This is a genomic window from Roseateles sp. (assembly GCF_036404855.1).
Classification (GTDB): domain Bacteria; phylum Pseudomonadota; class Gammaproteobacteria; order Burkholderiales; family Burkholderiaceae_C; genus Pelomonas.
Window position 1 is genome coordinate 1 of record NZ_DASWYS010000181.1, and the last position, 4,546, is coordinate 4,546.

Genomic DNA, 4,546 nt, shown 5'->3' on the forward strand with positions numbered 1-4,546 from the left:
ATGGCCGATGGGCAGGGCCGTGTCCTCGTAGGCCTGGGCGGCCAGTGCGCTGTCGACGAACTCGTGCCGCGGCACGCTGGCCATTGCGGCCAGCACGCGCTCGTCGAACTTCCCCTCGGCGCGCAGCCGGGCCACCATGCGCTCGCGCACGGCCCCGCTGTCCAGCCCCGTGCCACTGGGACGCGCCAGCCGGGCCGCGTCGACCGTGGCCTGGCGCAGGTGGCGCTGGGGCATCAGCAGCTCGCGCTGGGGTGAGGCAGCCGATTTCAGGCTGGCAGGAAAGCGTTTGGGGGTGCTCATGCCCGCGCCGCCCGTTCGCCCGCAGGCACGGCCCCGTCCAATGGAGGGAGCGCAAGCAAAGCGAGCATGGGGGCGGTCATGTCGTCAAACGCCCAGGCGCTGGGCCCAGCTGCCGAGCGACGCATGCTCCGTCAGGTCCACCTGCAGCGGCGTGATCGACACCTGTGCGTTGGCCGTCGCATGGAAGTCCGTGCCTTCACCGGCGTCCCTGGCGTCGCCTGCGGGGCCGATCCAGTAGATGGTCTCGCCGCGCGGGTTGACCTGCTGGATGATGCCCTCGCTGGCGTGACGCCGGCCCAGGCGCGTGATGCGGCGCGGCAGCGTGTCGGCGTCGGGCCGGTTGGGGATGTTGACGTTGAGCAGGAATCCCTGACCCAGACCTCCGGCAATGACTTGCTCCACCACGCTGCGCGCCGCGCGAGCCGCGGCCTCCAGCTCCCCCCATCCCTTCTCGACCTGCGAGAACGCGATCGACGGGATGCCGAACAGATAGCCCTCGGTTGCGGCGGCGACAGTGCCGGAGTACAGCGTGTCGTCGCCCATGTTGGCGCCGTTGTTGATGCCCGAAAGCACCAGGTCGGGCCGGTAGCCCAGCAGGCCGGTCAGCGCGAGGTGGACACCGTCGGACGGCGTGCCGCTGACATAGCGGAAGCCGTTGGCGGCCCGGTAGACGTTCAGGGGCCGGTTCAGCGTCAGCGAGTTGGAGGTTCCGCTGGCGTTCTGCTCAGGGGCGATGACGTCGATCTCTCCCAGGCCTTCACAGGCCTTCACAAGGGCCGCAAGGCCGGGGGCAAGGTAGCCGTCGTCGTTGGAAATCAGGATGCGCATGGTTGCCAATTGTAGGGAGGGCGTCACCTGCGAGACCGGGTGTAACCACCTTGATTCCTATCATGATCGCTTCACAAGAAATCTGGAGATGACGATGAAGGCTTGGCTCTGCGAGAACCCGGTGGGTGTCGAGGCCCTGCAATGGCGCGAACTCCCCCCGCCGGCGCTGGCTGCGGGCCAGATCCGTGTGCAGATCAGGGCCGCCAGCCTGAACTTCCCTGACCTGCTCATCGTGCAGAACAAGTACCAGATGAAGCCCGCCCTGCCCTTCGTGCCAGGCACGGAGTTCGCCGGCGTCGTCAGCGAGGTGGGCGATGGCGTGAAGGGCTTTGCCGTCGGTCAGCGCGTCGCGGCCTTCGGCGGCCTGGGTGGCTTCGCCACCGAGGTCTGCATCCCGGCCATGCTGGCCATGCCGCTGCCCGAAGGCTTCGCGTTCGAGGATGCGGCCGCCTTCATCTGCACCTATGCCACCAGCCACCACGCCCTGATGGACCGCGCTGCGCTGCAAGCCGGCGAGACCGTGCTCATCCTCGGCGCGGCCGGCGGCGTCGGCACTGCGGCGCTGCAGATCGCCAAGGCGGCCGGAGCGCGCGTCATCGCCGCGGCCGGCAGCGACGCCAAATGCGAAGCCTGCAAGGCCCTGGGCGCCGACGCGGCCATCAACTACGCCACGCAGAACCTGCGCGACGAGCTGAAGGCCCTGACCGACGGCAAGGGGCCGGACGTGATCTACGACCCCGTCGGCGGCGACCTGGCCGAGGCCGCCTTCCGCTCGATCGCCTGGCGCGGCCGTTACCTGGTCATTGGCTTTGCGCAAGGACAAATCCCTGCGCTGCCTCTGAATCTGGCCCTGCTCAAGGGCGCCTCCCTCGTCGGCGTGTTCTGGGGCGAGTTCGCCAAACGCGAGCCCGGCCGCAACGCCAAGATGCTGGGTGAGCTGGCCGCCTGGTACGCCGCAGGCAAGATCAAGCCGGTACTGGACCGCGTGCTGCCCATGGAGGAACTGCCGGCGGCGTTCGCCCGCATGGCGGCCCGCGAGGTCGTCGGCAAGTTGGTTCTTACCAATCCTTGAACCCTGAAACGGGGGCTTCGGCCGGGGCTGCTGACCCGGGTCTGATGGGGGCGGTGCGCTACATTCAACGGTCGAACCGACAGCCGCCGCCCGCCCCGCGCCATGACCGTCAAAGTCCTCATCATCGAAGACAACCCCGTTGCCCGCAGCTTCCTGTGCCGCGTGGTGCGAGAGAGCTTCAGCGATGCCATGGAGATCACCGAGGTCGGTGACCTCGAGAACGCCCGTCGCCAGGTGACCAAGCTGTCCGCCGGGAACCCCGAGGTCGGCTTCAAGCTCATTCTGGTGGACCTGGAGCTGCCCGATGGCAATGGCATGGAGTTCCTCACCGAGCTGACCGGCTCGCCGGCCATCAAGATCGTCACGACGCTGTATTCGGACGACGACCACCTCTTCCCCGCGCTGCAGTGCGGTGCCGACGGCTATCTGCTGAAGGAGGACCGCTTCGAGGTGCTTGTGGAAGAACTGCAGCGCATCGTGCGCGGCCAGCCCCCACTGTCGCCGGCCATCGCACGCCGTCTGCTGTCGCACTTCCGGCCCAGTTCCAGCGACAGCGGCGCGATGCCGCTGAACTCCGGTTTCGGCTCGCTGTCGACGTCGCAGGCACCCTTCGCGAACAGCCGGGGCGTCGCGCTCGATCCCCCGCCCGAGTGGGAGCGCCTGACCCCGCGCGAGAGCGAGGTACTGACCTATCTGAGCAAGGGCTTCACGATCAAGGAGATCGCGAACCTGATGGGTATCAAGTGGTTCACCGTCAACGACCACATCAAGAGCATCTACAAGAAGCTCAACGTGTCCAGCCGCGCCGAAGCCGCGGTGTTGGCGTCCAAGCAAGGGCTGGTCTAGATTCTCCTTGAGGGCAACGACCCAGGTCCGTCTGGGCGCCCCGGTCTTTTGCTCCAGGCATAGGCGCTTCGAAGTGGCGAAGTGCCTTCAACAAGGGCGTCGCGGGCGTCAGTGGCCGTTCATGGCAGCGCACGCGGCCGACCCAACTGTGAACCGGCGTGTCCGCTTGGTCGCCCAGGCTTGGTCGCTCAGCCCGCCGACCTCGTCTCGTCGACCGCCCGTCGCAGCTCCCTGAACAGTCACGCGCTCGTCGAACGAGTCGCGGGGTATGCGCATGACGCCAGATTGCGCGTGTCAGTTGGCCAGGTTGGATGGTCCTCCACAGCCTCGAACGTGAACTCGCCTTTCAGGTTCGCGACGTAAAAGCGGAACCAACGCACGCGCCGCACAAGAGCGGCCGTGATGTGGCGCATGGGCCGTGCGCTGGCAAGCCGTCGGAGCAAGCACGGTCGCCTGGAACGGTCAGATCCACAAACTTGTGCATGCCAAGGCGGCATGGCACACCCAGAATCGCCCACGCAAATCACCTCCCGTCTGGAGAATGAGATGAGACTGATCGCCTTGGGCTCTCCACTCGCCCTCGCCATAGCGCTTTCGGGTTGCGCCACCTCCATGCAGGCTGAGCAAGGCAAGGACCTCTCTTCCGCCGGCATTGCCTACGCCAGAGCGACGACGGCAGTCCTGGAGCTCGCTGCAGATGCAGCCATCGACGCCACGAGCTACCGGCGCGTTTCGCTGGTGGCGCGCAAGGCGAGCAATGAGACCGAGGTCGCGGAGCGCATTGACAAGCTGAAGACGCTCGATGAGGAACAGGTCGAGCAAGTCAGGCGGTATGCCGAGATCAAACGCTCGGTCGGCGCCGTGGAGGCCTATTTCACAGGGCTCCAGCAGCTGTCGGGGGCCACGCCGGGCGATGCCGTGGAGACCTCGGTGAAGGCGCTGGTGGACCGGGTCAACGGCGTCAGTGCAGCGCTTGAGGACAAGCCCGACGTCAAGGCCCTACTCACGCCAGAGCGAAAGAGCGCCATCGCCGGCTTCGCCAAGTTCTTGGTCAAGCAAGCCCACGGCGCAGCTGTCGGCCGTGCTTTGGAGCGCGATGCCAACATGATCGGCCGGGCTCTCGTGCTGCAGGAGATTGCGCTGCAGGTGGCGCTCGGGGATCTCGACGCGGTGTCCAACGAGCAATGGGCGCGTTTCCACAGACAGCGGGTTCTCGATCCCTACGGCCAGGGCGGCGTCGGCAACGACTGGGTCAACGATCGCCGCACATACATCAAGGCACAAGCCACGGGCACGGCTGCCGCGGCGGTCAAAACGGCTTCGCAGGCCGCGCGCCAGATGCAGGACGTCTGGGCGCGCATCCTGAGCGGGGCGACCTCGGGCGCCGAGTTCAGGCTGATGCTGCAAGACGTGAACGAGGCGCTTGACGCCGCCGCCGCACTGAAGAAGGCGTTCTGACTCACAGAAGGAGAGCGTTCATGGGGAAGAAGAAAGACGAGG

At 66.8% G+C, this 4,546-nt stretch carries 4 protein-coding genes and 1 pseudogene; 3 read left to right on the top strand and 2 right to left on the bottom strand.

Going from position 1 to position 4,546, the window contains the following annotated elements; translation table 11 throughout:
- Positions 1–300, bottom strand: a pseudogene (locus VGF12_RS12005) (protein-L-isoaspartate O-methyltransferase); the annotation flags it as partial.
- A gap of 84 nt (positions 301–384) precedes the next feature.
- Positions 385–1,128: a 5'/3'-nucleotidase SurE gene (gene surE / locus VGF12_RS12010; protein ID WP_331176273.1), complete on the bottom strand. Its 744-nt coding sequence runs from the start codon at positions 1,126–1,128 to the stop codon at positions 385–387.
- Positions 1,129–1,222: 94 nt separating this feature from the next.
- Between surE and VGF12_RS12015 the strand changes: the two genes are divergently transcribed.
- From VGF12_RS12015 to VGF12_RS12025, 3 genes are all read left to right on the top strand, one after another.
- Positions 1,223–2,200, top strand: coding sequence for an NADPH:quinone oxidoreductase family protein (locus tag VGF12_RS12015; protein ID WP_331176274.1), 978 nt, complete (start codon positions 1,223–1,225; stop codon positions 2,198–2,200).
- Positions 2,201–2,302: 102 nt separating this feature from the next.
- Positions 2,303–3,046 carry a response regulator transcription factor gene (locus tag VGF12_RS12020; RefSeq protein ID WP_331176275.1) on the top strand — a complete coding sequence of 248 codons (744 nt, stop codon included), beginning with the start codon at positions 2,303–2,305 and terminating at the stop codon, positions 3,044–3,046.
- Between the two features lie 399 nt (positions 3,047–3,445).
- On the top strand, positions 3,446–4,504 hold the full coding sequence (locus VGF12_RS12025; RefSeq protein ID WP_331176276.1) for a hypothetical protein: 1,059 nt from the start codon (positions 3,446–3,448) through the stop codon (positions 4,502–4,504).
- The last annotated feature ends 42 nt before the right edge of the window (positions 4,505–4,546 follow it).